Origin of the sequence: Brevundimonas sp., from assembly GCF_036677305.1 — a bacterium.
Lineage (GTDB): Bacteria > Pseudomonadota > Alphaproteobacteria > Caulobacterales > Caulobacteraceae > Brevundimonas.
This window is the reverse complement of the sequence record NZ_JAKFEB010000129.1, coordinates 1-26,459: the sequence shown is the minus strand read 5'-3', so window position 1 is coordinate 26,459 and position 26,459 is coordinate 1. Positions and strand designations below refer to the sequence as shown.

At 69.9% G+C, this 26,459-nt stretch carries 28 protein-coding genes; 10 read left to right on the top strand and 18 right to left on the bottom strand.

Annotation, left to right across the window (positions count from 1 at the left end):
- Positions 1-40 precede the first annotated feature (40 nt).
- Together V6M42_RS07700 and V6M42_RS07695 are read right to left on the bottom strand one after the other, a co-directional pair.
- Positions 41-1,324, bottom strand: a complete 1,284-nt coding sequence (locus tag V6M42_RS07700; protein WP_332678074.1) for an MFS transporter — start codon at positions 1,322-1,324, stop codon at positions 41-43.
- Positions 1,321-1,791, bottom strand: coding sequence for a cupin domain-containing protein (locus tag V6M42_RS07695; protein WP_332678073.1), 471 nt, complete (start codon positions 1,789-1,791; stop codon positions 1,321-1,323). The genes V6M42_RS07700 and V6M42_RS07695 overlap by 4 nt, the downstream gene beginning before the upstream one ends.
- Before the next feature lie 48 nt (positions 1,792-1,839).
- On the opposite strand from V6M42_RS07695, the gene dapE reads away from it, so the two are divergent.
- Together dapE and V6M42_RS07685 are read left to right on the top strand one after the other, a co-directional pair.
- The gene (gene dapE, locus V6M42_RS07690; protein WP_332678072.1) at positions 1,840-3,000 is read left to right on the top strand and encodes a succinyl-diaminopimelate desuccinylase; all 1,161 of its coding nucleotides are present in this window, start codon (positions 1,840-1,842) and stop codon (positions 2,998-3,000) included.
- Between the two features lie 38 nt (positions 3,001-3,038).
- The gene (locus V6M42_RS07685) at positions 3,039-4,097 is read left to right on the top strand and encodes a helix-turn-helix domain-containing protein (RefSeq protein ID WP_332678071.1); all 1,059 of its coding nucleotides are present in this window, start codon (positions 3,039-3,041) and stop codon (positions 4,095-4,097) included.
- A gap of 3 nt (positions 4,098-4,100) precedes the next feature.
- On the opposite strand, the gene V6M42_RS07680 is transcribed toward V6M42_RS07685, so the two are convergent.
- Together V6M42_RS07680 and V6M42_RS07675 are read right to left on the bottom strand one after the other, a co-directional pair.
- On the bottom strand, positions 4,101-4,238 hold the full coding sequence (locus V6M42_RS07680) for a hypothetical protein (RefSeq protein ID WP_332678070.1): 138 nt from the start codon (positions 4,236-4,238) through the stop codon (positions 4,101-4,103).
- Positions 4,239-4,310: 72 nt separating this feature from the next.
- Positions 4,311-5,633, bottom strand: coding sequence for an amidohydrolase (locus tag V6M42_RS07675; protein WP_332678069.1), 1,323 nt, complete (start codon positions 5,631-5,633; stop codon positions 4,311-4,313).
- An 81-nt stretch (positions 5,634-5,714) separates the two neighbouring features.
- On the opposite strand from V6M42_RS07675, the gene V6M42_RS07670 reads away from it, so the two are divergent.
- From V6M42_RS07670 to V6M42_RS07655, 4 genes are all read left to right on the top strand, one after another.
- A complete protein-coding gene (locus V6M42_RS07670; protein ID WP_332678068.1) occupies positions 5,715-6,065 on the top strand; it encodes a hypothetical protein in 351 nt (116 codons plus the stop codon).
- 31 nt (positions 6,066-6,096) lie between these two features.
- On the top strand, positions 6,097-7,398 hold the full coding sequence (locus V6M42_RS07665) for an MFS transporter (RefSeq protein ID WP_332678067.1): 1,302 nt from the start codon (positions 6,097-6,099) through the stop codon (positions 7,396-7,398).
- 43 nt (positions 7,399-7,441) lie between these two features.
- Complete coding sequence (locus V6M42_RS07660; protein ID WP_332661114.1) at positions 7,442-7,876, top strand: SRPBCC domain-containing protein; 435 nt, start codon at positions 7,442-7,444, stop codon at positions 7,874-7,876.
- 93 nt (positions 7,877-7,969) lie between these two features.
- A complete protein-coding gene (locus V6M42_RS07655) occupies positions 7,970-8,188 on the top strand; it encodes a hypothetical protein (RefSeq protein ID WP_332661112.1) in 219 nt (72 codons plus the stop codon).
- A gap of 4 nt (positions 8,189-8,192) precedes the next feature.
- On the opposite strand, the gene V6M42_RS07650 is transcribed toward V6M42_RS07655, so the two are convergent.
- From V6M42_RS07650 to V6M42_RS07625, 6 genes are read right to left on the bottom strand one after another with little or no spacing between them, the layout of a single operon-like run.
- The gene (locus V6M42_RS07650) at positions 8,193-8,645 is read right to left on the bottom strand and encodes a DUF6265 family protein (protein WP_332678066.1); all 453 of its coding nucleotides are present in this window, start codon (positions 8,643-8,645) and stop codon (positions 8,193-8,195) included.
- Between the two features lie 29 nt (positions 8,646-8,674).
- The gene (locus tag V6M42_RS07645) at positions 8,675-9,493 is read right to left on the bottom strand and encodes an AraC family transcriptional regulator (protein WP_332678065.1); all 819 of its coding nucleotides are present in this window, start codon (positions 9,491-9,493) and stop codon (positions 8,675-8,677) included.
- Positions 9,494-9,916 (bottom strand): DUF1178 family protein, encoded by a 423-nt coding sequence (locus V6M42_RS07640; RefSeq protein WP_332661106.1) that lies wholly within the window; start codon positions 9,914-9,916, stop codon positions 9,494-9,496.
- A complete protein-coding gene (locus tag V6M42_RS07635) occupies positions 9,913-10,761 on the bottom strand; it encodes a carbon-nitrogen hydrolase family protein (protein ID WP_442880937.1) in 849 nt (282 codons plus the stop codon). The genes V6M42_RS07640 and V6M42_RS07635 overlap by 4 nt, the downstream gene beginning before the upstream one ends.
- Positions 10,761-11,018: a glutaredoxin 3 gene (gene grxC / locus V6M42_RS07630; protein ID WP_332661104.1), complete on the bottom strand. Its 258-nt coding sequence runs from the start codon at positions 11,016-11,018 to the stop codon at positions 10,761-10,763. The genes V6M42_RS07635 and grxC overlap by 1 nt, the downstream gene beginning before the upstream one ends.
- A gap of 25 nt (positions 11,019-11,043) precedes the next feature.
- The gene (locus V6M42_RS07625) at positions 11,044-11,850 is read right to left on the bottom strand and encodes a ComF family protein (RefSeq protein WP_332661102.1); all 807 of its coding nucleotides are present in this window, start codon (positions 11,848-11,850) and stop codon (positions 11,044-11,046) included.
- On the opposite strand from V6M42_RS07625, the gene V6M42_RS07620 reads away from it, so the two are divergent.
- Positions 11,849-12,733 (top strand): methyltransferase domain-containing protein, encoded by an 885-nt coding sequence (locus V6M42_RS07620; RefSeq protein ID WP_332678064.1) that lies wholly within the window; start codon positions 11,849-11,851, stop codon positions 12,731-12,733. The genes V6M42_RS07625 and V6M42_RS07620 overlap by 2 nt on opposite strands.
- Here the strand turns inward: V6M42_RS07620 and V6M42_RS07615 are convergent.
- From V6M42_RS07615 to V6M42_RS07600, 4 genes are read right to left on the bottom strand one after another with little or no spacing between them, the layout of a single operon-like run.
- Positions 12,730-12,912, bottom strand: a complete 183-nt coding sequence (locus tag V6M42_RS07615) for a Flp family type IVb pilin (RefSeq protein ID WP_442880936.1) — start codon at positions 12,910-12,912, stop codon at positions 12,730-12,732. The two genes, V6M42_RS07620 and V6M42_RS07615, sit on opposite strands and share 4 nt — an antisense overlap.
- Positions 12,913-12,930: 18 nt before the next feature.
- Positions 12,931-13,329, bottom strand: coding sequence for a (deoxy)nucleoside triphosphate pyrophosphohydrolase (locus V6M42_RS07610; protein WP_332661142.1), 399 nt, complete (start codon positions 13,327-13,329; stop codon positions 12,931-12,933).
- An 8-nt stretch (positions 13,330-13,337) separates the two neighbouring features.
- Complete coding sequence (gene argJ / locus V6M42_RS07605) at positions 13,338-14,729, bottom strand: bifunctional glutamate N-acetyltransferase/amino-acid acetyltransferase ArgJ (RefSeq protein ID WP_332678063.1); 1,392 nt, start codon at positions 14,727-14,729, stop codon at positions 13,338-13,340.
- Positions 14,726-15,700: a peptidyl-prolyl cis-trans isomerase gene (locus V6M42_RS07600; protein ID WP_442880935.1), complete on the bottom strand. Its 975-nt coding sequence runs from the start codon at positions 15,698-15,700 to the stop codon at positions 14,726-14,728. Before V6M42_RS07600 ends, argJ begins: the two co-directional genes overlap by 4 nt.
- Before the next feature lie 230 nt (positions 15,701-15,930).
- On the opposite strand from V6M42_RS07600, the gene secA reads away from it, so the two are divergent.
- Positions 15,931-18,825, top strand: a complete 2,895-nt coding sequence (gene secA / locus V6M42_RS07595; protein WP_332678062.1) for a preprotein translocase subunit SecA — start codon at positions 15,931-15,933, stop codon at positions 18,823-18,825.
- A gap of 138 nt (positions 18,826-18,963) precedes the next feature.
- Entirely contained in the window at positions 18,964-20,127 is a 1,164-nt protein-coding gene (locus tag V6M42_RS07590) for a kynureninase/PvdN C-terminal domain-containing protein (RefSeq protein ID WP_332678061.1), read from the top strand.
- Positions 20,128-20,299: 172 nt separating this feature from the next.
- On the opposite strand, the gene V6M42_RS07585 is transcribed toward V6M42_RS07590, so the two are convergent.
- The 4 genes from V6M42_RS07585 to V6M42_RS07570 form a co-directional block, all read right to left on the bottom strand.
- On the bottom strand, positions 20,300-21,169 hold the full coding sequence (locus V6M42_RS07585; RefSeq protein ID WP_332678060.1) for a hypothetical protein: 870 nt from the start codon (positions 21,167-21,169) through the stop codon (positions 20,300-20,302).
- 87 nt (positions 21,170-21,256) lie between these two features.
- On the bottom strand, positions 21,257-22,759 hold the full coding sequence (locus V6M42_RS07580) for a CoA-acylating methylmalonate-semialdehyde dehydrogenase (protein WP_332678059.1): 1,503 nt from the start codon (positions 22,757-22,759) through the stop codon (positions 21,257-21,259).
- A gap of 82 nt (positions 22,760-22,841) precedes the next feature.
- On the bottom strand, positions 22,842-23,732 hold the full coding sequence (locus V6M42_RS07575; protein ID WP_332678058.1) for an alpha/beta fold hydrolase: 891 nt from the start codon (positions 23,730-23,732) through the stop codon (positions 22,842-22,844).
- A gap of 54 nt (positions 23,733-23,786) precedes the next feature.
- Positions 23,787-24,269 carry a Fur family transcriptional regulator gene (locus V6M42_RS07570; RefSeq protein WP_332678057.1) on the bottom strand — a complete coding sequence of 161 codons (483 nt, stop codon included), beginning with the start codon at positions 24,267-24,269 and terminating at the stop codon, positions 23,787-23,789.
- 105 nt (positions 24,270-24,374) lie between these two features.
- Between V6M42_RS07570 and V6M42_RS07565 the strand changes: the two genes are divergently transcribed.
- On the top strand, positions 24,375-26,402 hold the full coding sequence (locus tag V6M42_RS07565; RefSeq protein ID WP_332678056.1) for a TonB-dependent receptor: 2,028 nt from the start codon (positions 24,375-24,377) through the stop codon (positions 26,400-26,402).
- Positions 26,403-26,459 lie beyond the last annotated feature (57 nt).

Here is a 26,459-nt window from a genome sequence, read left to right as displayed (position 1 = left end):
GCAGGCGGTGGCCAGCCACTAGCCACCAGTCACCAGCCACTCAGTCGAGCCGGTCCGCCTTCCTGAGATCGGGAAACAGCTTCGCCCAGAGGCCGGTCGCCGTCAGGGCGCCGATCCCGCCGAACACCGCCGCGCCGATAGGACCCAGGAAGCGCACCGCCACGCCCGAATAGGCCTCGCCCAGTTCGTTCGAGGCGCCGATGAACAGCATGGACACCGAGCTGACCCGGCCGCGCATGTGGTCGGGCGTCGACAGCTGGATCAGGGTCTGGCGGATGTTGACGCTGATCATGTCCGCCGCCCCGCCGAGGAACAGGACCGCGCCCGACAGCCAGACGGTCTTCGACAGGCCGAAGGTCAGGGTGCACAGGCCGAACACGGCCACGGCGGCGAACATCCAACGCCCGCCGTGCTTCACGATCGGGAACCGGCTCAGATACATCGCCATCAGCAGGGCTCCGGCCCCGAACGAGGCGCGCAGCAGGCCGAAGCCCTCGGGTCCGACGTGCAGGATGTCGCGCGCGAAGATCGGCGTCAGCAGGGCGACCCCGGCCAGCAGCACCACGATCAGGTCCAGCGAAATGGCGCCGAGGACGATCTTCGTGTTCCAGACATAGGCCAGCCCCTCCTTCACCTGGGCCACGGCCGAGATCCGGTTCGGCGAGGGCGCGGGCTTTCCGCTGGTGCGGATCAGCAGCAGGCTGCCGATGCCGACGGCGAACATCGCCAGCGCCGAGGCGTAGGCCAGGGGCACCGACAGTCCGACGATCACCCCGCCCAGCGCCGGGCCCGCGATGGCGCCGGTCTGGAAGGCGATGGACTGGGCCGCGATGGCGGGCGGCAGGGCGCGGCGTCCGACCACCATCGGCAGGAAGGCCTGGCTGGCCGGGGCGAGGAAGGCGCGCGCCGCGCCGAACACCGCGGCCACGGCCAGCAGGCCCCACAGCGGCGGATGGCCGTGGATCGCCATGGCGAGGAAGGCCATCGCGCAGGCGGCCTCGACGATGACCGAGATGGTGACGGTGTTCTTGCGGTCTCGCCGGTCGGCCATGGCTCCGGCGGGCAGTGTCAGGGCCAGCAGCGGCAGGAACTGGCACAGGCCGACGAGGCCCAGATACAGGCTGGCCTCGGCGATCGGATGGTCGCGGCGGGCGATCTCATAGACCTGCCACAGCAGGGCCGAAGACTGGATCTGGATGCCCAGCACCGCCGCCACCCGCCCGACCCACAACAGGCGGAAGTCGCGGATGGCCCATGGACTGGACGGCTCTCCCGGCGGCGGCGTGGGCTGGACCGGTTCGGTCGTCTCGATGGTTTCGGTCACGTGCGCCGGTCAACTTTCGGATAGGGCGTCCCGTCGCGGTGGAAATAGCCGCCCGGGCCGAAGGTCAGGTCGATGTCGGGATAGTCGCCGCGGTCGCCGCCCGGCGTGCGGGTCCCGACCTCCAGCAGAACGGCCTCGGCGTCCGAACGGTTCTCGATCTTGTGGCCGTTCGGCACGCCCGCCTTCCAGCCCGCGCAGTCGCCCGCGCGCAGGATGGTCTCGCCCTCGTCCTCGACCAGCACCACCTCGCCCGACATCACCCAGACGAACTCGTCCTCGCCCTCATGCCAGTGCCTCTGGCTCGACCAGGAGCCGGCGGACAGGTGCAGCAGGTTGACGCCGAACTGGTCCAGCCCGGCCGCATCGCCCAGCTTCCAGCGGCGGCGCGCCTTGCATGGGCCGGCGAATTCCTCGGGATAGCCGGTCCCATGTCCGGTGGGCGCGCTGTCGATGTCGATCTTCGGCATGGGGAGAAGCCTTCTCGCAGTCGTCCGAACCCCGTAAAGCACAGCCTTATGAGCGTCGCATCAACTCCCGTTATCGATCCTGTCGAACTGACCCGCGACCTGATCCGCAGGCCTTCCGTCACCCCCGCGGACGAGGGCGCGATGGATGTGCTGGAGCGCGCCCTGACCGGCCTGGGCTTCCAGTGCCGACGGATGAAGTTCGAGAATATCGAGAACCTCTACGCGCGGCGCGGGACCGCCGGCCCCAACCTCTGCTTCGCCGGCCACACCGACGTCGTGCCCACGGGGTCGGAGCAGGCCTGGTCCTCGGGCCCGTTCGAGGCCGAGGTGAAGGACGGCGTTCTCTACGGCCGCGGCGCCGTCGACATGAAGGGCGGCATCGCGGCCTGGGTCGCGGCGGTGTCCCGCGTTCTGGCCGAGGGCGAGGTTCCCGGCAGCCTCTCCTTCCTCATCACCGGCGACGAGGAAGGACCGGCCCTGCACGGGACCAAACGCGTGGTCGAAACCCTGATGGCCGAAGGCGAGGTCATCGACGCCTGCGTCGTCGGCGAGCCGTCGTCGTCACAGGCGCTGGGCGACATGATCAAGGTCGGCCGCCGCGGCTCGCTGAACACATGGATCACCGTCCACGGCAAACAGGGCCACGTCGCCTATCCCGACCGCGCCGCCAATCCGGCGCCGGTTCTGGCCAGGCTGCTGGCGCGGCTGGACGACCACAGGCTGGACGACGGCTACCCCGAGTTCCCGCCGTCGAACCTCGAGATCACCACCATCGACATCGGCAACCCGGCGACCAACATCATTCCCGCCGAGGCGAAGGCGCGGCTGAACATCCGCTTCAACCCGACCCATACGGGCGACGACCTGATCGCCTGGCTGAACGCCATGGCCGGCGAGGCCCAGGCGGCGTCGGGCCTGCGCATCGAGCTGGAGCATCTGTGCTCGGGCAACGCCTTCCTCACCGAGCCGGGCCCCTTCGTCGACGGGGTGCAGGACGCGGTCCAGGCCGCGACGGGACGGCGGCCGGAGGCCTCGACCACCGGCGGCACCTCGGACGCCCGCTTCATCCGCGCCATGTGCCCGGTGCTGGAGCTGGGCCTGGTCGGCCAGACCATGCACCAGATCGATGAACGCGCACCCGTGGCCGAGATCGAGGCCCTGGCCGAGGTCTATCGCCGCGTGATCGGGACCTTCTTCGAAAGAGCATGAGGATGGCGTTCGACGGCGGCGCATGACAGGCTGCCAGCGTGACAGTAAGCATTCCACCCAAGGATCGACCGCCCAGCGTCTCGTGGGCCGTCTCCTCAGAGCGTCAGCCGGACGCCTTCGAAATCTATCGCGACTCGTTCGCCGAACTGGGCGAGGTGCGCGACGTGGCCGACAACGGCCGCTCGGGTTTCAGCAGCCGGACGCGGGCTCACCTGTTCGGCCCGTCCATCATCGCCCGCGCCAATTCCTCCACCCAGACCCTCGCGCGCGAAGCGGAGCACATTCGCCGCTCGGGCATCGACCACATCAGCGTGATCGTGAACCTGACCGACACCATCGGCGACTGCGACGGCGAGACCCTGCGGGCCGAGGCCGGGTCGGTGCAGTTCCGGGACCTGTCCCGTCCATCCGTCTCCTCCATGTCCTCCATCGACATGGTGACGGTCATGATTCCGCGCGCCGCCGTGCCGGGGTGGCTGCTGGCGCGGGGGGTCCACGGCCTCGTGCTGCCGGGTTCCTCGGCAGGCGGACGGCTGGTCGCCTCCCACCTGCTGACGATGGCGGATGTCGCCGGGCGACTCAGTGATGCGGAAGGGTCCGCAGGCATCGAGGCCGCCTTCGTCATAGCGGAACGCTTTCTGGGCCATCAGCGATCGGTCGCGCCCGGGCATGCCGACGCCATCCATCGCACGATCCGCGAGCGGGCCATGGCCCTGCTGGACTCGCAACCGCCGGACGCACGCTGGAGCGCCGCCACCGTGGCCGTCGCGATCGGCGTATCGCGCACCAGCCTGTATCGCGCCTTCGAGAGCGCGGGCGGGGTCCGGACCTACGTCCTGCGAAGGCGGCTGGCGCGGGCCTACGCGGCGCTGAGGGGACGCCGGGGCCTGTCGCCGTCCGTCGAACTGATCGGGCAGCGGAACGGCTTTCCCGACCGCCGCAGCTTCGTCCAGGCGTTCAGGGCCCAGTTCGGAATGTCGCCAGACGACGTGGCGCCCTCGGAGGTTCAGCTCGATCTTTCGTCCGGCGGCCTGGCGGCGACGCGTGCGATGCATGACGTTCTCGCGGACTGGATCCGCACCGGCGAAGCGGCCTGAGCCTCAGATCAGCAGGTCCAGTCCGAGCAGGGCGGCTCCGAACATCGCTCCGAAGGCGACGAGAAAGAAGAAGATCTCCCGCAGCGGCCCGCCGCGCCGCTCAAGCCGCATGGGCGGCATCCGTACCGGCAACTCTCTCAACACAGCCTCCTCGAAGGATGCAGGAGGATGCGCCGACGTCCTTGCCGGGAGGTTGCGGAACGTGGTTGCCGGTCAGGGCGCGGGCCGCTCCAGGAACCGCAGGGCGCTCAGCACATGGGTCTTCACGCCCAGCGGCAGGATCGATTCATTGACGTCGAACCCGGGCGAATGATTGGGCGGCGAGGTGGCGGGATCGACCCCGTCCTTCGACCCGCCCAGATGATAGAAGACGCCGGGCACGACCTGCGACAGATAGCTGAAATCCTCGGCCACCGTCGTCGGGGGCGCGGCTGCGTTGACGTTCCCCGCGCCCGCCGCCTCGGTCAGCACCGGGGCCAGCCAGGTCGACAGTTCCTCGTTGTTGAAGACCAGCGCCGCGTTCTGGCGGACCGAGAATTCGGCTGTGGCGCCGAAGGTCTCGGCGACATTGTCGATGCCCACGCCGGCGCGCCGCACCAGGTCGTCGCGCTGGGCGATGTCGAAGGTGCGCAGGGTGCCCGACAGCCTGGCCTCGTCGGGGATGATGTTATAGCGCACGCCCGCGTCCACCGTGGCGATGGTGAAGACCGTCGGCGTCGTGGTCGGATCGATGGTCCGCGCCGTCAGGGTGTTGATCGTCTGGATGATCTGGGCCGAGACGGCGATGACGTCGACCCCCTTCCACGGCCAGGCGCCGTGCGTCTGGCGGCCGTGCAGGACGATGTCGATCCGGTCCGAGGCGGCCATGAAGCCCTGCGGACGATAGAAGACCGTGCCGGGCCGTCCGGGCACCACATGCAGGCCGAAGATGGCGTCGGGCCGCGGGTTCTCCAGCGCCCCCTCCTCGATCATCAGGGCGGCGCCGCCCTTGGGCTCTCCCGGAGGCGCCCCCTCCTCGGCCGGCTGGAAGATGAAGACGATGGTCCCGGCGATGTCGGCCTTCATCCCGGCCAGAACCTCGGCCGCGCCCATCAGCATGGCGATGTGGGCGTCATGGCCGCAGGCGTGGGCCACCGGCACGGTCGCGCCCATATAGGTCCCGGTCGCGGTCGAGGCGAACGGCAGGCCCGTCGCCTCCAGCACCGGCAGGGCGTCCATGTCGGCGCGCAGGGCCACGGTCCGGCCGGGCCGTCCCCCGCGGAGCACGCCGACCACCCCGGTCTTGCCCACGCCCGTGCGGACCTCCATCCCCAGCGCGCGCAGATGCTCGGCGACCATCGCCGCCGTGCGGGTCTCGGCGAAACCGAGTTCCGGATGGGCGTGGATGTCGCGCCGCCAGGCCACGACCTTCGGGGTCTCCGCCGCCACCGCCGCCTCGACCCGCTCAATGGCGATCGGCCCCGCTTGGGCATGCGCCAGGCCGGCGGACAGGGCCAGCGCGAGGCTGGAGGCGGCGAACAGGCGGCGAATGGTCATGGCGTCCCCGATGTCTTGCGGCCGCAAGGTGCGCAAAGCCGCCGCCCTTGCGCAAGGGCGTGCGCCGGGCAAACTGGCGGCATGGCCATCAAGATTGCGAAGACCCGGTGGCAAGACGTCGTGCTCGTCTGCCGCAAATGCTCGAAGAAGCTGAATGGCGAGGGCTTCGGTCCCGACGGCGACCGGTCGCTGAAGAAGGCCCTGCGCAAATATCTGAAGGCGGGGAAGGGCAGGAAGGCCGAACTGGTGGTCAAGGAGACCGACTGTTTCGACATCTGTCCGAAGAATGCTGTGATCGCGGTGAACATGGCGCGGCCCAAGGCGTTGCTGATCGTCCGTCCCGGGGCCGATCTGTTCGAGATCAAGGCGCGTCTGGGTCTCGACGACGGCCGCCGCCTGAAACCGTCCCTGACAATCGTCGGCGACGGGTGACCCCGCCCCTCTGGCCGTCTAGGTTGAGCCCGTGAACCTCCGCTCGCCCGCCTTCGCCATCCTGTTCGCCGTCAGTCTGATCGCGGCGGCGGGCAATATGGCGCTGCAGTCTGTTCTGCCGGCGATCGGACGCGAGTTCCGCCTGTCCGACACCCTGGTCGCCAGCGCCTTCGCCATCTCGGCCCTGATGTGGACCATCGCCTCGCCGTTCTGGGCGCGGCTGTCCGACAACCTGGGCCGCAAGCGCGTGATGCTGATCGGCCTGTCCGGCTTCGTCGTCTCGATGACGGGCTTCGGCCTCGCCGCGACCTCGGGGCTGGAGCAGTGGCTGGGCGCGGGCATGGCCTTCGCCCTGATGGCGGTGGCCCGCACCATCTATGGCGTGTTCGGCTCGGCCGCCCCTATCGCATCGCAGGCCTATGTCGCCGACCGCACCACCCCGGAACAGCGCACCCCGGCCATGGCCCTGCTGGCTTCGGCGCAGGGCCTTGGGACGGTTATCGGCCCGGCCCTGGCTCCCTTCTTCGTCCTGCCGCTCGTGGGACTGGCGGGTCCCATGTACGCCTTCGCCCTGTTCGGCGCTGTGGTGCTCTTCATCGTCTGGCGCCGCCTGCCCAGCGGCGAGGTCGTGCGCGTTCCCTCGCCCAGCGGCCACCGCGACGTGATCGCCAAGGGACTCTGGCGCGACCCTCGCGTGCGCGACTATCTGCTGTACGGCCTGCTGGTCACCGGGGCCCAGGCCATCAACATCTCGGTGCTGGGCTTCCACATCATCGACGAGCTGGGCGCGACCGGCGTCGCCGCGCGCGCCGCCCAGCCCTTCATCGGCATCGCCATGCTGGCCGGCGCCGCCGCCACCCTCATGGCGCAGTGGGGGCTGATCCCGCTGCTCAAGCTGCAGCCGCGCGACCTGATGCGCTGGGGCGCCGCCCTGGCGCTGCTGGGCAATCTGATGAGCATCGCCGCGCCGGGATATTATGGCGTGGTCGTCGGCTACGCCGTGGTGTCGATGGGCGTCGGCTTCGCCCGGCCGGGCTTCACCGCCGGCTCGTCCCTGTCGGTGGAGCCGCATGAGCAGGGCGCGATCGCCGGGCTGATGATGTCGCTGGCCGGTCTCAGCTTCCTCGCCCCGCCGGTGATCGGCGTCGCCCTCTATGAAGTGGCCGAGCCGGGCCCCTTCCTCGCCAACGCCGTCCTGCTGATCGCCGCCACCGGCCTGTGCTTCGTCAGCGCCCGGTTGCGGACCGGACCGCCGGACCTGCCCGACCGCGACGAGACCCCGTCGTCCGACACCCCGCCCGCGTCCCAGCCCGGTCCGGAAGGCAACCGCTGAGGCCGGCCTTTTCTCGGTCCGAAAGCCGTGGCAGATCGAAGCCATGGAAACCGCCCGCATCGAACGCCGCATCGGCGTCCGCGCCACGCCCGAACACATCTGGGGCCTGATCGCCGACCTGTCGTACTGGGATCGCTGGAACCCGATCGAGAAAGGCGTGGAGGGCGCCATCGCCTTCGGGGCCGGCATCACCCTGACGGAGACGATCGAGGGCCTGCCCGAGCGCCGGGTCTCGGCGCGGGTCGGCGAGTGGGAGCCCTATTCCCAACTGGTCTGGACCGAGGCGCGCGGCCTGTGGTTCCGCTCGACGCGCTATTTCGAGATCCAGCGGCTGGACGAACCCAACGCCTGCATCGTCTCCAACGGTTTCATCTTCTCGGGCCTGCGGGGCGAGATGTTCTTCGACAGGCGCCGCGCCCAGCTGCGCCATTCCGTGGACGCCGTCGCCGAGGCGCTGAAAGCCGCCGCCGAGGCCTGAGCCGGCTTACCGCGAATTCATCCACCTTGCCCGGATGTAACGGGACAACGGCCGAGCTTGGGTGAATTGAGAGGTTCGAAACGGAGCCCCCCAATGAAACACCTTCTGATCCTCGCCGCCCTGTCCGCCAGCCTGATGACCTCGGCCTGCGTCACCGTGATCGACGCTGACGATGACGATATGGCCTGGCACGGCGAGAACGCCCAGCCGTTCGACGCCGCGCGCGACGAATGCCGCGCCTCGACCCGCCACGGCCAGCACAGCGACGCCTTCCGCGACTGCATGGCGGGCAAGGGCTGGACCCGCAGCTAGGCCGTCAGGCAGGGCAGCGCGTATTCAGCGGCGCGGCGCGGAAATTCCATTCCATGCTGCGCGCCTGCCCGTCGATCTCGCCCTCGATCCGGGCCGTGAGGGCTTCGCCGTCGCGCTCGTAGACGACGCGCGTCGGGAAGTCGTTTTCGGCGTTGGCGAACACCGCCCGCGTCGGGCCGCTCTCGGCGAGCACGAAGACGGTGGGCGGGACGCCGCCGGGCTGGGCGACATAGGCGAAGCCCTGCGGCGTCGGGCCGATGTGCGAGACCTCGAACGAGGGGCGGCCGTCCTCGATGGTGACGGCGTGGCCGACGCTGAGGCCGCCGCGCGGATCGCTCCAGGTTTCGGAGACCTCGCGTCCGCCTGAACAGTCCAGCCAGTAGCCGGCCATCAATGACAGGTCCGGCGTGGCGGGCGCGGTCTGTATCAGGGCGGCGGCGAGCAGTGCGGTCAGCATGTGAAATCCCCTCGGTTGCGGCGCCGACCCTAGTGCGGGGACAGCGGGCCGGGCTTGTAGGATTGCGACGCGATCCGGCGCGCCAGCCCGATCTGGTCGCGGGCCCATTCGGTGGCCGTGCAGCCGAGGAAGCGGCGGAAGTCGCGGGCCAGCTGCGGCTGGTCGAAATACCCCGCCTCCAGACCCGCCTCGAGCCAGCCGAGGGCCTCGGGTCCCTGGGCGTGATCGAAGACGCGGCGGAAGCGCAGGATCGAACGCAGCATGCGCGGCGGAACGCCGACCCGGTCGCTGAAGCGCCGCTGGAGCGCGCGCTGGTCCGCCGGCGAACGGACGGCCGAAGGCTGGTCCGCTGAGGCCGCCTCGATCTCGGCCCGGACGACCGGGTCCGCTGACCAGCCGACACGGCGGCGGTGGTCCTCCAGCAGACGAACCATGACCTCGACCTGCGCGGCGGGATCGCCGGCCGGGGCCCGGACTCCCGCCAGCCGGCCGGTCATGTCGAGGCGCCGGTCGGTCGCCTCCGAGGCGGCGTGTCCCAGCCAGTCGCGCGCGCCGTCGGGCTCGAACCGCACGGCCACCAGTTCGACCGGCCCGACGGGGCGCAGGGCCAGCGGCCTCGTCATCTGGCCGGCGAACAGGGCCCGGGGCTGGAGGCGGAAGACGCCGTCGTCGCCCTGTTCCTCATAGGGCGAGCCGATGTCGAGGATCAGTTCGGGGCAGCCGTCCGGGGCGATGCGCTGGACCGTCGGTTCGGGCGCGGGCGCGGCGTAGGTCCAGAGGGTGCGGACGAAGGGACGCAGGGACTCCGGCGGGTCGTGCTCCTGATAGCGCTCCCCCTCGTCCGCCACTCAGTGGGCCTTGGCGGGATCTGGCGGCAGGGGCGCGCAGGGGACGCCGTCCTCCCTGAGCTTCCGGACCTCGGCGGGGGTGGCCTCGCCGTAGATTTCGCGCTTCTCGGAGCGCCCCTCGTGGATGTCGCGCGCCTCGCGGGCGAAGGCGTCGCCGACGTAGTCGAAATTCTGTTCGACATGGCTGCGCGCCTCGCGCGCCGCCTGCTGGATCAGGGTCTGCATGGTCGCCAGATCGGGACCGGCCTCGCGCTTCCTCGCGCCGGCGACGGCGGGGGACATGATCTGTTTGATCACCGCACGCGAGCCGCACAGCGGGCATTCGACCAGACCGCGCGCCGCCTGGTCGTCATAGTCGGCCGAGGCGCTGAACCAGGCCTCGAAACCGTGTTCGTGCTCGCACTGCAGGGCGTAGCGGATCATGAAACGAACGGGGTCGGTCCCGCGAAATCGCGGTCGTGGGTCAGTTGGGGAATGGCCGCGCGGGCGCGGTCGACGGCGTCGAAATCCAGCGTCGCGAATAGCACGCCGGGGGCGTCGTGATCCAGTTTCGCCGCGACCTCGCCCCAGGGCGCGACCACCGTCGAGCGACCCCAGGTCCGGCGTCCGTCGTCGTGGGTCCCCGCCTGTGCGGGGGCCAGGATCCAGCACCCGGTCTCGATGGCGCGGGCGCGCAGCATGGTTTCCCAATGCGCCTCGCCGGTGGGCACGGTGAACGCCGCAGGCACGGCGATCATCACCGCGCCGGCTTTCGCGAGCGCCCGATACAGATGCGGAAAGCGGATGTCGTAGCAGATGGTCAGGCCCAGCCTGCCCCAGGGCGTGTCGGCGACGACGGCTTCGTCGCCGGGCCGGACCGTGGCGCTCTCGCGCCAGCGCTCGCCGGTCGGCAGGTCGACGTCGAAGACGTGCAGCTTGTCGTAGCTCGAGACGATCTCGCCCCGGTCGTCGATCAGCAGCGAACGGTTGGCGGCGCGGTCGTCGCCGTCGTGGCCCGAGCGGACGATGGCCGAGCCGATCAGCAGCCAGACCCCGAGTTCGCGCGCCAGACCGCGCAGGGCGACGACGGCTCCGTCGCTGTCCTGGCCGGTCAGGGCGGCCTGGCGGCGGTCCTTGTCCCGGATCATGAAGTTGGACGCTTCCGGCGTCAGGATCAGTTTCGCCCCGCCCGCGGCCGCTTCACGGATCAGCGGTTCGACATGGGCGAAGGCCGCGGCCGCCGAGTCGGGGGTTCGGGTCTGGATCAGGGCGATCGGAAGCGGGGCCATCAGGCCTCGAGCAATGCGTCCAGCGCGCCCTTGCGGTCAAGGGCGTGCAGGTCGTCGGAACCGCCGACGTGTTTTCCGTCGATGAAGATCTGGGGGAAGGTCATGCGTCCGCCCGAGCGCTGGATCATCTCCTGCTTCTTCGCGGGATCGCTGGAGGCGACGATCTCCTCGTACTCGGCCCCCTTCTCGTCCAGCAGGGCCTTGGCGGCGTGGCAGTAGCCGCAACCGGGCTTGGTGTAGATGACGACGTCGGCCAAGGGGCACTCCTGAAAACTGATCCGCCTACATAGGCAATTCCCGGGCGGTTCGCACCCGGGCGACGACCGCGAGGTCGACGGCGCGCGCTCCGGCTTCCAGCAGGGCGCGGGCGCAGGCCTCGGCGGTGGCGCCCGTGGTCAACACGTCATCGACCAGAAGGATGCGGCGGCCCTTGATCCGGCGGCGCCCCTCGGCCGTGACGGAAAAGGCCTTGCCGACGTTGAGGCGACGGCCGCGCGCGGACTTGCCGCCCTGGCTGGCGGTGTGCGTCCGGCGGATCAGGGCGTCGGGCAGATAGTCGAGACCTGCGTCGCGGGCCAGCGGCCGGGCGATCTCGGCGGCCTGGTTGAAGCGGCGCGACAGCAGGCGCAGGCGGTGCAGGGGCACGGGGGCCACGGCGTCGGCCTGTTCCAGCAGGGGCGCGGCCGCACGGCTGACCCAGCGGGCGAACAGCGGGGCGAAGGGCTGGTGGTCGCCGTGCTTGAATTTCAGGATGAGACCGCGCGAGGCGGCGTCATAGACGCAGGCGGCCCGGGCCCGGTCGAAGGCGTAGGGTTGGGCGATACAGGCGGCGCAGCGCGGCGAGGCGAAGACGCCGCCGTCCACCTCGAAACCGGCGCCGCAGCCGTCGCAGACGGGATCTTCCAGAAACACGACGCGGCCCCAGGCGTCGGGCGTCAGTCCGGCCGAGGCGGCGGCTTCGGGGCTGTCCCAGGCCAGCGGCGGCAGCAGCAGATCGGTCAGGCCGCGGCCCAGCGACCGCGCGCCGCGGGTGATCTGTGCGCCGCCCGCTTTCAATCGGCCCCGCCAGCCCCCATCCTGCACGTTCATGAACGCCTCCTCCGGTCCCCCCCGCATCTTCGACGTTCCTCGCCGAACGGCAAGGCTTGCCCGCAGCGAGCCGGCAATCGGCCGCGCGGATTTCCTCCACCTCCGCGCCGCGGAAAACGCGGTGGGCAGTCTGGAGGCCCTGATGCGGGAGTGGCCGAAGGCGCTGGACCTTTCGGCCCATCCCGGCCTCTTCGCCGCGGCCCTGGCCGGCAGCGCGGCCGGGGGGCGGGTCGGCCAGGTGATCGCGATGGGCGACCGCGCGGCCCGGGCGGCGCCGGGCGCGGCGGCGCTGGACGTCCCCGATCAGTCGCAGGATCTCATCGTCTCGCTGATGAGCCTGCACTGGGCCAACGACCTGCCCGGCGCCCTGGCCCAGATCCGGCGCGCGCTGAAGCCGGACGGGCTGTTCCTCGGGACGCTGCTGGGCGCCGGGACGCTGAAGGAGCTGCGCGCGGTGCTGACCGAGGCCGAGCTGGAGGCGCGCGGCGGGGCGCAGGCGCGGGTGTCGCCCTTTGCGGACGGGTTCGACGGGGCGGCGTTGCTGCAGCGGGCCGGCTTCGCGCTGCCGGTGGCCGATGTGGACCGGGTGACGGTGCGCTATCCGGACCTGTTCGCCCTGGTGCGGGACCTGCGGGCCATGGGCGAGACGAATGTGCTGGCCGGGCCGCTGCGGCCGCTGACGCGCGGAATCGCTGGGCGTGCGGCGGAACTCTACGCCGGGCGGTACGGCGAGGCCGACGGGCGGATTCCGGCGACCTTCGAGATCGTCCACCTGGCCGGCTGGGCCCCGCACGAAAGCCAGCAGAAGCCGCTGCCGAGGGGCTCGGCGAAGATGCGGCTGGCGGATGCGCTGGGCGTGAAGGAACAGACGGGCGAGGACTAGCCGCCCATCGCGTTCCGGATGGCGTTCATCGTGCGCTGGAACAGGCCGTCCGCGGCGTCGCCGAAGGCGTGCAGGGCGCCGATGATGACGAGGAACATCAGCGACAGGATCAGGCCGTATTCGATGGCCGTGGCTCCGCGCTCGTCGCGCCCGAAGCGGGAAAGGAAGCGTCGCAGCATCGGCCCCCTCCCCGGCGGCTAGAGCAGGTCGCGCAACCAGGCGACCAGAGGTTCATCGGCCGGAGGCATGGGCCAGTCCGAAAGCTGGTTCGGCCTCACCCATTTCAGCGCCGCGTGCTCGCGGTTCTGCACAACCCCCGACCAGCGTCGGCACAACCAGAGTGGCATCAACAGGTGAAAGGATTCGTAAGCGTGGCTGGTAAACACGAACGGGGCCAGGCAGGCCTCGTTGACGTCGATGCCCAGCTCTTCCTTCAGTTCGCGGATCAGGGCCGCCTCGGGCCGTTCGCCGGGCTCGACCTTGCCGCCCGGGAATTCCCACAGGCCGGCCAGCTGTTTCCCCTCGGGCCGCTGGGCGATCAGCACGCGGCCGTCCGCGTCGATCAGGGCCACGGCGACGACGAGGACGGTGGGCAGCTCCTCGCTCACGAGCGGTAGTCGCCGTTGATCTCGACGTAGCGTTTGGTCAGGTCGCAGGTCCAGACCGTGGCCGAGGCGCGGCCGGAGCCGACGTCGACGGTGATGTCGATCTCGGCGTTCTTCATATAGGCGCTCATCTTCGCCTCGTCGTAGTGGGGCGAGGGCGCGCCCTCGATGGCGGCGACGTGCGGCCCGAAGCGGATGGCCAGGCGGTCGCGGTCGACCGGCTCCTCGGTCTTGCCGACGGCCATCACGACGCGGCCCCAGTTGGCGTCCTCGCCGGCGAGGGCGGTCTTCACCAGCGGACTGTCGGCGATCGACTTGGCCAGTTTCCGGGCCGAGGCCGGGCTGGCGGCGCCGTCGACGGTGACGCGGACGAATTTGGTCGCCCCCTCGCCGTCGCGCACCAGTTGATGGGCGAGGTCCAGCATGACCCTGTCGAGGGCGGCCGAGAATTCCTTCAGCCGGCGGTCGCCGACCCGGCCGATGCGCGGCGCGCCCGACGAGCCGGTGGCGAACAGCAGGCAGGTGTCATTGGTCGAGGTGTCGCCGTCGACCGTGACGCTGTTGAAGGTGGTGCGGACGTGCAGCCCCAGCAGGGCGCGCAGCACCGGCGGGGCGATGGCGGCGTCGGTGACGATGAAGCCCAGCATGGTGGCCATGTCGGGCGCGATCATGCCCGAGCCCTTGGCGATGCCGGCGATGCGGACGGTGTGACCGTCGATTTTGCACTCGGCGTACGACCCCTTGGGGAAGGTGTCGGTGGTCATGATGCCCAGACCGGCGCGGGTCCACTGGTCGGTCGGGTGCATGTCGCCGTCGAGCGCGACCTCGAGGTCGTTCAGGCGGGCGGTGATCTTGCGGTCGTCCAGAACCACGCCGATCACCCCGGTCGAGGCCAGCATGACGTCGCGCTGGCGGCAGCCGAAGCGTTTGGCGGTCTCGGAGGCGGTGCGGCGGGCGGCGTCCGCCCCGGCCTTGCCGGTGAAGGCGTTGGCGCAGCCGGCGTTGATCACCAGCCCGCGGACGTCGTTGCCGCCGTCCGGGGCGTCCAGATGGCGCTTGCACCAGTCGACGGGCGCCGAGCCGATCTTGTGACGGGTGAAGACCCCTGCGCAGGTCGTGCCGCGGGCGAAGCGGAAGACGACCAGGTCGTCGCGCTCGTGCTTGTAGAAGCCGGCCCGGGCCGTGGCGATCTCGACCCCGCCGATGGGCGGAATCGTCGGGAAGGGCACGGCGAGCGGCGACACTTCCAGCCCGGGCTTGCCGGGCGCGGCCCGGGCCGGGGCGGAGGCGGTGGCGCGCTTCAGCGCCGTGGCCAGCGGGTCCAGCGCCTTTTCCAGCGCCTGTTCGATCTTCTGGCCGGTCGAGGCGCGACCCTTGGGCGGGCGGCTCATGATTTCTTCGCCGCGACGGCGGGGGCCGCGGGAACCGGGGCCCCCGGCGCGGGCGTCGCGGCCGGGCGGGGCGCCGATGCCGGCTCCTGCGATCCGCCGGCGTCGCCTTCCAGCAGGATGTCGACCTTGGCCTTGCCCCGCAGCTGCTCCAGCAACTGGCGCACGCCCTCATAGGTCAGGTAGCGCACGATCTGCGGCCGGGCCTGCTCCAGCGTCGGCGGGGTCTCCCGGCGGCGGTCCTCGACCCGCAGCACGGCCCAGCCGCCCTCGGTCTGGAACGGGCCGACGGTCGAGCCGGCGGGCTTGTCGCGCAGGGCGTTGGCGTAGGCCTCGGGCATGACGTCCAGCGTCCGGTAGCCGAGGTCGCCGCCCGAATAGCGGGTCGCGTCGTCGATCGAGCTTTCGGCGGCCACGGCCTCGAAGGCGGCCCCCTGGGCCAGGATGCCGATGACGGCGTCCGCTTCGGGCCGGGTGCGCGACAGGATCAGCCGGACGCGGATTTCCTCGGAGGTCTGCGCCAGCCGGACCTGCTCCTGATAGATGGTCTCGACCGCGCGGTCGGAGATCGTGCCGTTGACGACGGTCTCGACCAGCATGTCGCCGAGGATGCGTTCGCGGGTCGCCTCCAGACGGCGCTGGGCCAGGGCGGAGTTGTCCAGACCCCGGCGATCGGCCTCGGTGGCCAGCAGCTTCTGGTCGATGACCTCGTCCAGCACGCGGCGGAACAGGTCGCTCGTCACATCAAGGGGTTCGCCCTCGCCGACCAGCCCCTGGGCCACCGCCTCGCGCTTGACGTCCGAGGCCCAGATGGTCTGGTCCTGGACCCTGGCCACGGCCCGGTCGCCCGGCTCGGGCGGACGGTCCGAGCCGCCGCCCCGGCCGCAGGCCGCCACGCCGAGGGAAAGCGCCATACAGGCGGCGATCATGACACGGGTCGTGAGGGCGGGGGCGAAGGGGGTGAAAAGCCGCATATGGGGCGCGCTCCGTCACGGGGCCTGAAAGGCCCTCGCGTTGACAGGGATAAGGTCGGTGCTTAAGTCCCGCCTGCGCCCAAGTCGAGGGGTTTTCGAACGTTCGCGCGGCCCTCGCGCGCGCCTGTACAGGCGCTCCGGGCCGTCTGACGCCGCGGACCCCGGAACAACGTCGTCGCCGCTCCTTTCAGTACCAGAGCCCCTGTCGCTCGCCCGCCTTCGGAACATTCATGCTCGGCATCGCCAAGAAGATTTTCGGCTCCTCCAACGACCGCAAGGTCAAGGACTTCATGGGCCGGGTCCAGAAGATCAACGCGCTGGAGCCGAAGTATGCGGCGCTCAGCGACGACGAGCTGCGGATGATGACCGACGCCTTCCGCGACCGGCTGGCGGCGGGCGAAACCCTCGACAAGATCATGAACGAGGCCTTCGCGGTCGCCCGCGAGGCGTCCAAGCGGGTCCTGGGCCAGCGTCAGTACGACGTCCAGCTGGCCGGCGGCATGATCCTGCACGACGGCGGCATCGCGGAGATGCGGACCGGCGAAGGCAAGACCCTGGTCGCCGTGGCGGCCGTGTATCTGAACGCCCTGTCCGGCAAGGGCGTGCACGTCATCACCGTCAACGACTATCTGGCGCGGCGCGACGCCGAATGGATGGGCCGGGTCTACCGCTTCCTCGGCATGGAAGTGGGCGTGATCGTCAACGGTCTGTCGTCGGGCCAGCGTCAGGCCGCCTATGCCGCCGACATCACCTACGGCACCAACAACGAATTCGGCTTCGACTATCTGCGCGACAACCTGGTCTACGACCGCAAGGAGATGGTGCAGCGTCCGCACCATTTCGCCATCGTCGACGAGGTCGACTCGATCCTGATCGACGAGGCGCGCACGCCGCTGATCATCTCGGGCCCGACCGAGGACCGGTCGGACCTCTATCTGATCGTCGACGGCATCATCAAGGAACTGATCCAGGACAAGGCGACCTTCGACCTCGACGAGAAACAGCGTCAGGCGCTGCTGACCGAGGAGGGCTCCGAGAGGATCGAGGAGATCATGGAGGCGCGCGGCCTGTTCGCGGCCGACACCACCGGCCTGTACGACGCCGCCAACGTCAGCCTGGTCCACCACATCAACCAGGCCCTGCGCGCCAACACCCTGTACCAGAAGGACAAGGACTACATCATCAAGGCCGGCGAGGTCATGCTGATCGATGAGTTCACGGGCCGGATGATGACCGGGCGCCGCCTGTCCGAAGGCCTGCACCAGGCCATCGAGGCCAAGGAGGGCGTGAAGATCATGCCCGAGAACCAGACCCTGGCCTCGGTCACGATCCAGAACTATTTCCGCCTCTACGAAAAGCTGTCCGGCATGACCGGCACGGCCGCGACCGAGGCGCAGGAGTTCCTCGACATCTACAAGATGGACGTGCTGGAGGTGCCGACCAACCGGCCCGTCAAACGCATCGACCATGACGACGAGATCTTCCGCACCGAGCGCGAGAAGAACCTGGCCATCGCCGGCCTGATCGCCGAATGCCACGTCAAGGGCCAGCCGATCCTCGTCGGCACCGTCTCGATCGAGAAGTCCGAGACCCTGTCGAAACTGCTCGAGACCCACGAATACGAGGTCACGCTCAAGACGCTGAAGCCGCAGCACGCCCATCTGATGGAGATGGTCGTCAGCGAGGACGAGAAGGTCCGCCGCGAGGCGAAGAAGGCCTATTCGGCCCTGAAGGACGAGGACTTCGACATCGAGGTCAAGCGCGGCAAGGGCATTCCGCACAGCGTGCTGAACGCCCGCCAGCACGAGCAGGAAGCCTATATCGTCGCCGACGCCGGCCTGCCCGGCGTGGTGACCATCGCCACCAACATGGCGGGCCGCGGCACCGACATCCAGCTGGGCGGCAACCTGGAAATGCGGCTGCAGAAGTGGCGCCAGGAAAACCGCAACATGGCCGTCGAGGTCACGCCGGAGATGGAGGCCGAGGAAGAGGCCCGTCTGAAGGCGGACATCGCCGTGCAGAAGCAGAAGTCGCTGGCCGCCGGCGGCCTGTTCGTCCTCGGCACCGAGCGCCACGAGAGCCGCCGCATCGACAACCAGCTGCGCGGCCGCACCGGCCGTCAGGGCGACCCCGGCACGTCGAAATTCTTCCTGTCCTGCGAGGACGACCTGCTGCGCATCTTCGCCGGCGACCGTCTGGACGCCATCATGCGCAGCTTCGGCGTGGCCGAGGGCGAGGCCATCTCCCACCCCTGGCTGAACCGCGCCGTCGAGACCGCCCAGAAGCGCGTCGAGACCCGCAACTACGACATCCGCAAGAACCTGCTGAAGTACGACGACGTCGTGAACGACCAGCGCAAGGCCGTGTTCGAGCAGCGCCAGGAGTTCATGGACTCCGAGGACCTGTCCGAACTGGTCGGCGAGTTCCGCAACGACGTGATCTCGGACCTCATCGAAAAGCACATGCCGCCCAAGGCCTATGCGGAGCAGTGGGACATCGAGGGTCTGGACGAACGGATTCGCGCCACCCTGGGTCTCGAATTGCCGCTGGCTGACTGGGCCGCCGAGGAGGGCGTCTCCAACGAGGAGATCGAGGAGCGGGTCGTCGCCGCCGCCGACGCCCGCGCCGCCGAGCGTCTGGAGCAGATCGGCGCCGACCAGACGCGCGGCCTCGAAAAGCAGTTCCTGCTGCAGATGATCGACATGCAGTGGCGCGAGCACCTTGTCCATCTGGACCACCTGCGCGGCGTCATCGGCCTGCGCGGCTACGGCCAGCGTGATCCGCTGAACGAGTACAAGACCGAGGCCTTCAACCTGTTCGAGACGCTGCTGTACGAGCTGCGCCACAACGTCACCCGCTGGCTGATGACGGTGGAGTTCCGCTTCGAACAGCCGCCGGCGATGGAGATGCCCGAGTTCCAGGAAATCCACCTGAACCCCGGCACCGGCGAGAACGAGATGGCCAATCCGCTGGCCCAGCTGCCGGAAGGCGCGCTGGAAGGCGACGACCGCGCCCGTCTGCCGGTCGACGTCCTGCCCGTCGGCTGGGAGCGCACGCCGCGGAACTCGAACTGCCCCTGCGGCTCGGGCCGCAAGTTCAAACACTGCCACGGCAGCCTCATTTAAGGGCGCTATCGCTCGCGACGCGGTCGCTCGCTGCGTGAGCGCGGAGGGTGATACTTCGTCGAGGAATTCGACGACGGTTTCGGCTGTGACTTCGGATACGAATGAGACAGTGAAGACCCGGGCCGCAGGAGAGCCGAGATGAGCCGCAAGGACCTGTTCTCCCGCGCCCTGTCGCTGGATCCCGAGCGGCTGCATTTCGCGGCGCACAGCCATCATCTGTGGCCCGACGCCAGTTTCGACGGGCAGGTCCAGGCCTGGGTCGAGGCCAACCGGTTCGCGGACCGGAAATGGGACCTGATCTTCGGCGAGGTCGTGCCCGCCGCCCAGGCCGAGGTGGCCCGGGAGCTGAACCTGCCCGACCCGAACACCGTGGTGTTCGCCCCCAACACCCACGACCTGCTGCTGCGCGTGGTGTCAGGCCTTGAGCGCAAGCCCGTCCGCATCCTGTCGACAGACGGCGAGTTCCACTCGTTCCGGCGGCAGGGCGAGCGCTGGGAGGAGGCGGGCGAGGCCTTGATCACCCGCGTGCCGCTGGAGCCGTTCGACACCTTCGACGCGCGGTTCCTGGCGGCCGCGAAGGCCGGCGCTTTCGATCTGATCGTCGTCAGCCAGGTCTTCTTCCGCACCGGTCAGGTGTTCGGCGGGATCAATGAGCTGGCCGCGCTGGCGGACCCGGCCGGCCCCTGGGTGGTGATCGACGGCTATCACGGCTTCATGGCGACGCCGACCGATCTGGGCGCGGTGGCGGACCGCGTCTTCTATCTGGCCGGGGGCTACAAATACGCCATGTCGGGCGAGGGCGTCTGCTTCCTGCACGCCCCGGACGGCTACTGCCCGCGGCCGGTGATCACGGGCTGGTTCGCCGAGTTCGGGGATCTGTCGGGGCCTCCGGGCGGGGTGCAGTACCGCGCCGACGGCGGCCGCTTCTGGGGCGCGACCTTCGACGTGTCGCCCCTGTACCGGTTCAACGCCGTCCGCGCCGCGCTCAGGGACGCCGGACTGACCACCGCCGACATCTCCGCCCATGCCCGGGCGCTGATGCAGCGGTTCCAGGCGGCGGTCGCAGGCGGCGAGGCCGGCAAGCTGGTCGAGGCCGGACTGATCAATCCCGTGACGGGCGAAGCCGGCCGCGCGCGCTTCCTCGCCTTCCGCCACGACAAGGCCTCGGCCTGGAAGGAAAGGCTGCTCGACGCGGGCGTCGTCACCGACGTGCGCGACGACGTCATCCGCTTCGGCTTCGGCCTCTACCAGGACGCGGCCGACGTCGAACGGCTGATCGCCGCCTGCAAACGGGCGCTCTAGGCGCACTCTGCCGAGCATCCCCGCGAAGGCGGGGACCCAGTTCTGTCCAGCTTGACGCCGGTGTTTCAGGACTGCGGTTGGCGGATCATCACCCTTGCTGGATTACCCAAAGCACTGGGTCCCCGCCTTCGCGGGGATGCACGGATTTATTGGGCGCCGATCGGCTGAGAAATCAGAAGAAGGTCGTGTCTTCAGCCTGCCTGGGCTCCGGCGCCTTGCGCGGCGCCGGCGGCGTCGCCGGGCGCGGAGCGATGGGCGCGGTTCCGGGAGCCGGGGCGGGCGCGGCCCCGTCGGCGGGCGGAACCGGTTGCAGATCGGGATAGGGCAGGCTCTCGGGGCTGCCGTCGCCGGGATAGACGGCGGGATCGCCCGGCGCGACAGCCGGCGTCTCGATCCGGTCGGGCGCATCGAGGTCGTCGCGGATGAAGGTCCACGATCGGGCGTCGGAGCAGGCGCAGGCCTTCATGAAGCCCTCGCGGTCGCGCCAGATGATCAGCGGATAGCGGGTCTGCAGACCCTCATCATTGAGCTTTTCGGTCAGGCTGGCGGCGAAGATGCGCCCGGCCTCGACCACGGCGCCGCGCGCCAGATTGCCGTCGGCGGCGGGGATGCCCGCGGCGGTCCAGTTGCGCACCGGGGTGGCGGTCCAGCGCTGGTAGAGGGTCCAGTCACGCGTCAGCCACAGCTCGGCCACGGTCGCGCGTTCGGCGGCGGTGGACTGGGCCAGACCCTCGCGGTCCGGGCGGGCGAACACGATGATGCGGGCCTCGATCCCCGCAGCGCGCAGTTTCGGGACCTCTTCCATCTCGTAGCGCTGCATGGCGGCGGAGTCGCGATAGCCGATGATGTACAGGGGCTCGCCGCCGCCGCCGGCCGAAATCCACGACGATTGTTCCAGCAGTTGCTGGATCGAGGCCTGGTTGCGCTGAACCGTCACCGGCTGGAACCGGGCGTAGAAATGCTGGTAGGCCCAGAAACCGCCGATGGCGATTGCCAGGCCGATCACGGCCGCCAGGGCTGACCAGACGAAAAATCGACGCATGTGGACGGGCGCTCCAGCTTCACTGTTCAGACAGCATAACGCCTATCACCGAAATGCGATGCCGCGAACGCCCGCAGGGCGAGCCCGTCAGCCCATGGTGGGGATGACGAAGCTCGAATCCGCATGCTCCAGCTCGCTGTCGGGCCAGCGGGCGGTGACGGTCTTGACCTTGGTCCAGAATTTCACGCCTTCCATGCCGTGCTGGTTGGTGTCGCCGAAGGCCGAGCGCTTCCAGCCGCCGAAGGTGTGATAGGCGACCGGCACCGGGATCGGGACGTTGATCCCGACCATGCCGACATTGACCCGGGCGGCGAAGTCGCGGGCCGCACGGCCGTTCTGGGTGAAGATGGCGACGCCGTTGCCGTACTGGTGCTTCGACGGCAGCGACAGGGCTTCCTCGAAGCTGGCGGCGCGGACGATCTGCAGCACCGGGCCGAAGATCTCCTCCTTGTAGGATTCCATGTCCGGCATGACGTGGTCGAACAGCGACGGGCCGATGAAGTAGCCCTTCTCGTGCCCCTGCAGGGAGAAGTCGCGGCCGTCGACGACCAGTTCCGCGCCGTCCTTGACGCCCTGTTCGATCCAGCCGGCGACCTTGGCGCGGTGCTGGGCGGTGACGACGGGGCCGTAGTGGGCGCCGGCGTCGGTCGAGACGCCGACCCGCATGGACGGGATCTCGGCGACCATGCGCTCGCGCAGGATGTCCGCTGTTTGCTTGCCGACCGGGACCACGACCGGCAGGGCCATGCAGCGTTCGCCGGCCGAGCCGTAGGCGGCGCCCGACAGATCCTTGATCACCTGGTCCATGTCGGCGTCGGGCAGGACGATGCCGTGGTTCTTGGCGCCGCCCATGGCCTGGACGCGTTTCCCGTGCGCCGCGCCGGTCTGGTAGACATAGGAGGCGATGTCGGACGAGCCGACGAAGCTGACGGCGTGGATCTGCGGATGGGTCAGGATGGCGTCGACCGCGGCCTTGTCGCCATGCACGACGTTCAGCACGCCGGCCGGCGCCCCCGCCTCCATCATCAGCTCGCCCAGACGCACCGGCAGGGACGGATCGCGCTCCGACGGCTTGAGGATGAAGGTGTTGCCGACGGCGATGGCGACGCCGAACATCCACATCGGGATCATGGCCGGGAAGTTGAACGGGGTGATGCCCGCCACCACGCCCAGCGGCTGGCGCATCGAATAGACGTCGATGCCGGGGCCGGCGCCCCAGGTGTATTCGCCCTTCAGCGCGTGCGGGATGCCGCAGGCGAACTCGATGACCTCAAGCCCGCGCTGGATGTCGCCTTTCGAGTCGGCGATGACCTTGCCGTGCTCGGACGAGAGCAGTTCGGCCAGCTCGTTCATGTTCGCCTCGACCAGGCGTTTGAACTCGAACATCACCCGCGCGCGGCGCTGGGGATTGGTCGAGGACCAGCCTTCGAAGGCGTTCTGGGCGGCCTGGACGGCCCGGTCCATCTCGGCGACCGAGGCCAGCTGCACGCGGGCCTGAACCTCGCCGGTGTTGGGGTTGAAGACGTCGGAGAACCGGCCCGAGGCGCCCGTGAAGCTGGCGCCGTCGATGAAGTGGTTGATGTCGCGCATGGTCGGAAACGGTCCTGGAAAACGAAACAGTCGTACGGATGGGCAGCGGTTTAGCCCCTGACCCGCCCCGGCGCCAGCGCCTCTAGACGGCTGCGTCGAACAGGGCGTCGCGGGCGATGTCGGCGCGCAGCATGGGGAAGAAATGGTTGCCCCCGGGGACGGTCTCGACCGTGACATGCGGCAGGGCGCGCGGGGTTCCGGTCAGGAAGCAGGTCGAGCCGTGTTCGCCCTTCAGGATCCGGACGGGCCGGTCCACCCGCTTGAGGGCGCGCCAGGGATCGTGGCTCTGGGAGGCGTAGTTGGAGGCCTCCCACGCCGGATCGCAGGCGAGGACGAAACCCTCGGCGGTCTCCACCAGACCGTCGGCCAGATAGTCGGCCAGCATCATCTCGGGCCAGCCCTTGAAGGCGCCGCGTCCGGCGTAGGCGGCCAGCGCCTGTTCCCGGCTGTCGAAGACGGCGCGACGGCGCAGGGCGTTGCGCACCAGCGGAATGCGCGAGGCGAGGCGGTCGAAAAACGGAAGCTTGAACGCCGCCACGGTCAGCCGGCCCCAGATGACCGGATCGAGCAGGACCAGACCGGCGACCCGGTCCGGGCGTTCGGCGGCCGCGAGAAGCGCCGAGGTGCCCCCCATCGAGTGGCCGGCCAGAATCACGGGCGGACCGTCGAGGGCGTCCAGCACGGCGATCAGGTCGTCGCGGTGGTCGTGCCAGTGGCGACGCCCGACGAAATCGGTCGGCAGCGAGGTTCCGCCGTGACCGCGCAGGTCCGGCGCCCAGATGCGCAGGCTGCCTGACAGGGGCGCCAGCAGGGTGCGGTAGGTCATGGCGTTGAAGCCGTTGGCGTGGACGAAGACGATATCGACCGGACGTTGGGCGTCGCCGAAATCCAGCACGCTCATGCGTCCCTCGCCCCAGCGGTTCGACACCGGAAGGCTCAGGCGACGGGGCGGGGAGAGCCGGATCGCGTCCATGCAGGGCAGATAGGCGATCGCAGGCGCCCGCGCCAGTTCACGCGGGGTAAGGCTTCAGCCCGCGACGCAGGCCGGACAGCGGCCGTGAGCCTCGATCGTGGTGCGAACGATGGCGTAGCCGGCGGCCTCGGCGGCCCGGCCCAGATCGCCGGCGACGGGGGCGGACACCTCCTGCGTCGCGCCGCAGCAGTCGCAGATCAGGAAGGCGGCGGCGTGGTCCACGCTCCCCGAGGTGCAGGCGACATAGGCGCTGATCGAGGCGATGCGGTGGGCCAGCCCCTTGCGCTCGAGGAACTCCAGCGCGCGGTAGACGGTGGGCGGCTTGGCCGGCTGGCCGTCGTCGCCGAAGCGGGCGATCAGGTCATAGGCCTTCACCGGCTCGCCGGCGGCCAGCAGCAGCTCCAGCACGCGCAGCCGGGCGGCCGTCATACGCTCGCCCTCGGCGGTCAGGCGGCGGTCGGCCTCGCCCATGGCGCGGGCGACGTCGGCGGGGGCCGGCGGTCCGTCAGCGTGATGGTGATGGCAGTGCTCGCTCATGCGCCAGAGCTAAGCCCTCGCCGCGGCCGTCGCAACCGGAGCCGCTTGACGACGTGTGATGTTATCTCGTAACACCAAACCATCCTCTCCTCCCCGGAAGCCTGCATGCCCCTGTCTCTCGTGTCCCGCGCCGCCCTGACCGCCGCTCTCGGCTGGGGCGCCATGACCGGCGCCGCCGCCGCCCAGACCGTGGCGCCGGTGGAGGATCCGACCACCCTGGACGACATCATCGTCACCGGCGCGCCCTACGGCATCAGCGCCCGCGCCACCACCATCGCCACCACCGTGATCGACGAGGAGACGCTGGCCACCGCGCCGGCCGCCTCGCTGGGCGATCTGGTCGCGGGCCTGCCGGGCATGCGCTCGACCGATTTCGCGCCGGGGGCCAGCCGGCCTGTGATCCGCGGCCTCAGCGGCCCGCGCGTGCAGGTGCTGACCAACGGCATCGGCCTGATCGACGCCAGTTCCGTGTCGCCCGACCACCAGGTCGCGACCGACCCGGCCGAGGCCAACCGCATCGAGATCGTGCGCGGCCCGGCGACCCTCGCCTATGGCGGCACCGCCATCGGCGGCGTCGTCAACGTGCTGGACAACCGCATCCCGACCGAAATGCCCGAGGGCGTGGACGGCATGGTTTCGGCGCAGACCTCGACCGTCGACCAGGGCTGGTCGACATCGGCGCGGGCGACCTTCGGCCTTGGCCCCATCGCGATCAGCGTGGACGGGGTGAGGAAGGAGGCGGACGACTACGACATTCCCTCGCCCGCCATCTCGCAGCGGCTGGCCGATGCGGAAGGGATCGCGCGCGGGCCGGGCGGGACCCAGCCCAACAGCTTCTCGCAACTGGAAAGCTGGGGCGTCGGCGCCTCGTGGATCGGAGCGCGCGGCTTCATCGGCGCGTCGTTCAAGGACCTGTCCAGCACCTACGGCACCGTGGCCGAGCCGGACGTCTTCATCGAGCTTGAGCAGACGCGCGAGGACCTGCGCGGCGAGCTGCGCTTCGACGGCGGGCTGTTCCAGAAGCTGACCGGCTCCTACGGCCATGCCGACTACACCCACACCGAGTTCGAAGGCCCCGGCAATCCCGGCACCGTCTTCCGGTCCGACGGCCAGGAGGCGCGGGCCGATCTGGTGCAGCAGACCCGCAACGGCTGGAACGGCGCCACCGGCGTCCAGGCCCTTTCGCGGACCTTCGAGGCCATCGGCGCCGAGGCCTTCCTGCCCGCCAGCGATATCGAGGAGGCGGGGATATACACCGTCCAGCGACTGGATCGCGCCGGCTGGGGGCTGGAAGGCGGTCTGCGCTACGACCGGCGCTCGGTGACGGCGACGCCCCTGTCCGGCGGCCCCGAGATCGAGCGCGACTTCGGCAACTGGTCGGGCTCGGCGGCGGCCTTCATCAAGCCCTCGGCCGATCTGTTCCTGGGCGTGAGCCTGGCCCACAACGAACGGGCGCCGTCCGAGGTGGAACTGTTCGCCGACGGCCTGCACGTCGCGACGGGCGTCTACGAGCGCGGCGACGTCGCGCTGGACAATGAGACGGTGACGACGCTGGAGGGCACGGTCCACTACGCCGCCGGCCGGTTCCAGGGCGACCTGCATCTCTACGTCTCGAAATACGACGGCTTCATCGATGAGCGCGACACGGGCGCGGTGTTCGTGGACGGCGGCGAGAGCTTCCCGATCTTCCAGTTCGTCCAGACGGGCGCCGAGTTCCGCGGCTTCGAGGTCGAGGGCGAATACGACCTGTGGACCAGCGGCGACCGTTCGCTCGCGCTGGAGGGCGCCGCCGACTTCGTCGACGCACAGACCGATCAGGGGCCGGCCGCGCGAATTCCGCCGTGGAGCGTGACCGGCCGGCTGGCCTGGACCTCGACGCCGTTCGACGCCTCCCTGGAGATCCGCCGCGTCGGCGAACAGGACGAACTGGCGGCCTATGAGCTGGGCACCGACGGCTACACCATGGTGAACCTGTCCGGCTCCTGGCGGCCGTTCGCCGACAAGGCCGTCACCCTGTTCGCCGAGGGCCACAACCTGACCGATACGGAGGCCCGCGAACACGTCAGCTTCCTCAAGGACGTCGCGCCCCTGCCGGGCCGGAACCTGAGGGTGGGCGTCAGCTACCGCTTCTGACGAGCGCCTGTTAACCGCGTCCGACGCCGGCCGGGCGAGCCGGTTTGCGGCGCTGTT

What these genes read in the sequence shown, in the direction of transcription:
- V6M42_RS07615 (WP_442880936.1), bottom strand. Translation starts at nt 12,912, where the DNA reads ATGCTGCGACGCTTCCTTTCCCGCTTCGGGCGCGACGAGCGCGGAGCC.
- V6M42_RS07655 (WP_332661112.1), top strand. Translation starts at nt 7,970, where the DNA reads ATGAAACACCTTCTGATCCTCGCCGCCCTGTCCGCCAGCCTGATGACC.
- V6M42_RS07670 (WP_332678068.1), top strand. Translation starts at nt 5,715, where the DNA reads ATGGCCATCAAGATTGCGAAGACCCGGTGGCAAGACGTCGTGCTCGTC.
- V6M42_RS07640 (WP_332661106.1), bottom strand. Translation starts at nt 9,916, where the DNA reads ATGATCCGCTACGCCCTGCAGTGCGAGCACGAACACGGTTTCGAGGCC.
- V6M42_RS07625 (WP_332661102.1), bottom strand. Translation starts at nt 11,850, where the DNA reads ATGAACGTGCAGGATGGGGGCTGGCGGGGCCGATTGAAAGCGGGCGGC.
- V6M42_RS07565 (WP_332678056.1), top strand. Translation starts at nt 24,375, where the DNA reads ATGCCCCTGTCTCTCGTGTCCCGCGCCGCCCTGACCGCCGCTCTCGGC.
- V6M42_RS07580 (WP_332678059.1), bottom strand. Translation starts at nt 22,759, where the DNA reads ATGCGCGACATCAACCACTTCATCGACGGCGCCAGCTTCACGGGCGCC.
- dapE (WP_332678072.1), top strand. Translation starts at nt 1,840, where the DNA reads ATGAGCGTCGCATCAACTCCCGTTATCGATCCTGTCGAACTGACCCGC.
- secA (WP_332678062.1), top strand. Translation starts at nt 15,931, where the DNA reads ATGCTCGGCATCGCCAAGAAGATTTTCGGCTCCTCCAACGACCGCAAG.
- V6M42_RS07650 (WP_332678066.1), bottom strand. Translation starts at nt 8,645, where the DNA reads ATGCTGACCGCACTGCTCGCCGCCGCCCTGATACAGACCGCGCCCGCC.
- V6M42_RS07590 (WP_332678061.1), top strand. Translation starts at nt 18,964, where the DNA reads ATGAGCCGCAAGGACCTGTTCTCCCGCGCCCTGTCGCTGGATCCCGAG.
- V6M42_RS07675 (WP_332678069.1), bottom strand. Translation starts at nt 5,633, where the DNA reads ATGACCATTCGCCGCCTGTTCGCCGCCTCCAGCCTCGCGCTGGCCCTG.
- V6M42_RS07600 (WP_442880935.1), bottom strand. Translation starts at nt 15,700, where the DNA reads ATGCGGCTTTTCACCCCCTTCGCCCCCGCCCTCACGACCCGTGTCATG.
- V6M42_RS07695 (WP_332678073.1), bottom strand. Translation starts at nt 1,791, where the DNA reads ATGCCGAAGATCGACATCGACAGCGCGCCCACCGGACATGGGACCGGC.
- V6M42_RS07585 (WP_332678060.1), bottom strand. Translation starts at nt 21,169, where the DNA reads ATGCGTCGATTTTTCGTCTGGTCAGCCCTGGCGGCCGTGATCGGCCTG.
- V6M42_RS07620 (WP_332678064.1), top strand. Translation starts at nt 11,849, where the DNA reads ATGAACGCCTCCTCCGGTCCCCCCCGCATCTTCGACGTTCCTCGCCGA.
- V6M42_RS07570 (WP_332678057.1), bottom strand. Translation starts at nt 24,269, where the DNA reads ATGAGCGAGCACTGCCATCACCATCACGCTGACGGACCGCCGGCCCCC.
- V6M42_RS07635 (WP_442880937.1), bottom strand. Translation starts at nt 10,761, where the DNA reads ATGGCCCCGCTTCCGATCGCCCTGATCCAGACCCGAACCCCCGACTCG.
- V6M42_RS07575 (WP_332678058.1), bottom strand. Translation starts at nt 23,732, where the DNA reads ATGGACGCGATCCGGCTCTCCCCGCCCCGTCGCCTGAGCCTTCCGGTG.
- V6M42_RS07660 (WP_332661114.1), top strand. Translation starts at nt 7,442, where the DNA reads ATGGAAACCGCCCGCATCGAACGCCGCATCGGCGTCCGCGCCACGCCC.
- argJ (WP_332678063.1), bottom strand. Translation starts at nt 14,729, where the DNA reads ATGAGCCGCCCGCCCAAGGGTCGCGCCTCGACCGGCCAGAAGATCGAA.